The sequence below is a fragment of the Mesorhizobium sp. M5C.F.Ca.IN.020.29.1.1 genome, assembly GCF_003997375.1.
In the GTDB taxonomy this organism is placed as follows: domain Bacteria; phylum Pseudomonadota; class Alphaproteobacteria; order Rhizobiales; family Rhizobiaceae; genus Mesorhizobium; species Mesorhizobium wenxiniae.
In genome coordinates, this window is sequence record NZ_RZSW01000724.1 from 1 (window position 1) to 2,440 (window position 2,440).

At 63.3% G+C, this 2,440-nt stretch carries 3 protein-coding genes; 1 reads left to right on the forward strand and 2 read right to left on the reverse strand.

Annotated features, from left to right (window positions below):
- Window positions 1-616 (reverse strand): MBL fold metallo-hydrolase (locus EOA85_RS32685; protein WP_164760039.1); only part of this gene is annotated, 616 nt, incomplete at its 3' end.
- Window positions 613-1,926, reverse strand: coding sequence for a homogentisate 1,2-dioxygenase (hmgA, locus tag EOA85_RS32690; RefSeq protein ID WP_127212467.1), 1,314 nt, complete (start codon window positions 1,924-1,926; stop codon window positions 613-615). The genes EOA85_RS32685 and hmgA, both read right to left, overlap by 4 nt.
- A gap of 135 nt (window positions 1,927-2,061) precedes the next feature.
- Between hmgA and EOA85_RS32695 the strand changes: the two genes are divergently transcribed.
- The coding region (locus tag EOA85_RS32695) for a MarR family transcriptional regulator (protein WP_164760040.1) at window positions 2,062-2,440 on the forward strand (379 nt) is incomplete at its 3' end.

Genomic DNA, 2,440 nt, shown 5'->3' on the forward strand with positions numbered 1-2,440 from the left:
CCTCCAGCATCGCTTCATGGACGAGGATGTCGGCGCCCTTGGCAAAATCGGCCAATGGCGGAAAGAATGCCGTATCGGCGGAGAACACCACGCTTTGTCCGGCATGCTCGAAGCGCACCGCGAAGCAGTCGGTCACCGGCGGATGGTCGACGCGCAGCGCCGAAACCTTCAGGCCACGTTCCTCCATCACTCGGCCTTCGCCGAACTCGACAATCGAAACCATATCTTCGATATCAGGCCGGCCTTCGTCGACAATGCGTGTCTCGATGTCGAATTCCATCGCCTGACAAAAACGCTGCCAGTAATGGCCGGTGCCGGGCGGGCCGAACACGGTGACCGGTGTCGCCAGACCCGCCGTCCAGGCGGTGTGGACCAGCGGACCGAGTTCCAGCACATGGTCGGAATGCAGATGCGTGATGAAGACCAGGTCTAGCGCCTTCGGGCTGATGCCGGCATCGGCGAGCCCGCGCGTCACGCCAAGCCCGCAATCGACGACGATGTAGCGCCCTCCGATCTCCAACACCGACGAGCTCGGCCACGGTCCGCCCGGCCGAAGTGCCGGGCCGCCCTTCGAGCCCAGCAGCACCAGCCGATCCCGCGTTGGATCAGCGCTCAAGACCAGTCGCCCTCCGGCGTGCCGTTGAAGCGCTTCTTCAGATCGGCCCAGCAGTCGATGTAATTGTCCTGCCGGGTTTCGAGCTCGGCGGCGTAGCGGGTCAGCATCTGCGGGAATCGCGTCTCGAACATGAAGGCCATGGTGTTGTCGAGCTTGACCGGTTTCAGCTCAGCGCGCGAGGCCTTTTCGAAGCCAGACGCGTCAGGCCCGTGGGCCAGCATCAGATTGTGCAGGCTGATGCCGCCCGGAACGAAGCCCTCCTCCTTGGCGTCGTACTGGCCGTGGATCAGGCCCATGAACTCGCTCATGATGTTGCGGTGGTACCAAGGCGGGCGGAACGTGTTTTCAGCCACCAGCCAGCGCGGCGGGAAGATGACGAAGTCGATGTTGGCGGTGCCCTCCTCGCCGCTCGGCGCGGTCAGCACCGTGAAGATCGATGGATCGGGATGGTCGAACAGGATCGCGCCGACCGGCGAAAAGGTCTCAAGATCATATTTATAGGGCGCGTAATTGCCGTGCCACGCCACCACGTCGAGCGGCGAATGGCCGATCTCGGTGGCATGGAATTGGCCGCACCATTTCACGGTCAGCCGGCACGGCGTCTCCTTGTCCTCGAACCAGGCGCAAGGCGTCTTGAAATCGCGCGGATTGGCCAGGCAATTGGCGCCGATCGGGCCACGATCCGGCAGCGTCAGCTTGGCGCCGTAATTCTCGCAGACATAGCCGCGCACTGTTTCATCGACGAGTTCGACCTTGAACACGAGGCCGCGCGGCAGCACGGCGATCTCGCCCGGTCGCAATTCGATGACGCCCATTTCGGTAACGAAGCGCAGGCTGCCGACCTGCGGCACGACCAGCAGCTCGCCGTCGGCGTTGAAGAAATGGTCGTCGACCATCGAACGGTTGGCGACATAGACATGAGCCGCCATGCCGGTCTGGCCGAGCACGTCGCCAGCGGTGGTGATGCTGCGGATGCCGGCAATGAAGTCGGTCGGCTCCTTCGGCATCGGCACCGGGCTCCAGCGATATTGGCCGAGCGCCAGTTCGTGATCGCCGACATTCGGCGCGCTCTTCCACAGCGGATAGTTCGCTGGTTTGAAGCGGCCGGTGTGCCTGACGCTCGGCCTGATGCGATAGAGCCAGGAGCGCTCGTTGGTGCCGCGCGGCGCGGTGAAGGGCGAGCCGGAAAGCTGCTCGGCATAGAGACCGTAGGCCGGCCGCTGCGGCGAATTCCGCCCCTGCGGCAGCGAGCCAGGCAAGGTTTCGGTTTCGAAGTCGTTGCCGAACCCCAGCATGTAGGAATAGGCCATGGCATCCTCCCTGGAAACTGACAGAGCGCTCCTCGCCTCCAACGGTTGCGGCACCCTGGCATTGACGTAATTGGTTTCATTTGTAACCATCGAAAATGTAACTATCAACCGCGGTGCCTGCCGGGATACAAAACCTTGGACGTCCTCGAACTCGAAAGCTTCCTGCCCTACCGGCTCTACCGGCTCGCCGATGCCGTCAGCCGCGAATTCTCAAGGATTTACAAGGATCGCCACGGCCTGACGCGGCCCGAATGGCGCACGCTGGCCGGCCTCGGACAGCACGGCAGCATGACCGCGACGGCGCTCGGCGAACAGTCGGCGATGCACAAGACCAAGGTTTCGCGCGCCGTCGCCGAGCTCGAACGGCGCCGCTGGCTCACGCGAAAACCGGATGAAAATGACCGCCGAATCGAGCACCTGATGCTGACTGGAGCGGGCCTTGCCGCCTATCGCGAGATGGTGCCGCTAGCAAAGGCGTTCGAGCAGGAATTGCTGGCAAAGCTCAGTGCTGGCG

Excerpts from the sequence above, each read along its gene's own strand:
- hmgA (WP_127212467.1), bottom strand. The coding sequence starts at position 1,926 with ATGGCCTATTCCTACATGCTGGGGTTCGGCAACGACTTCGAAACCGAA.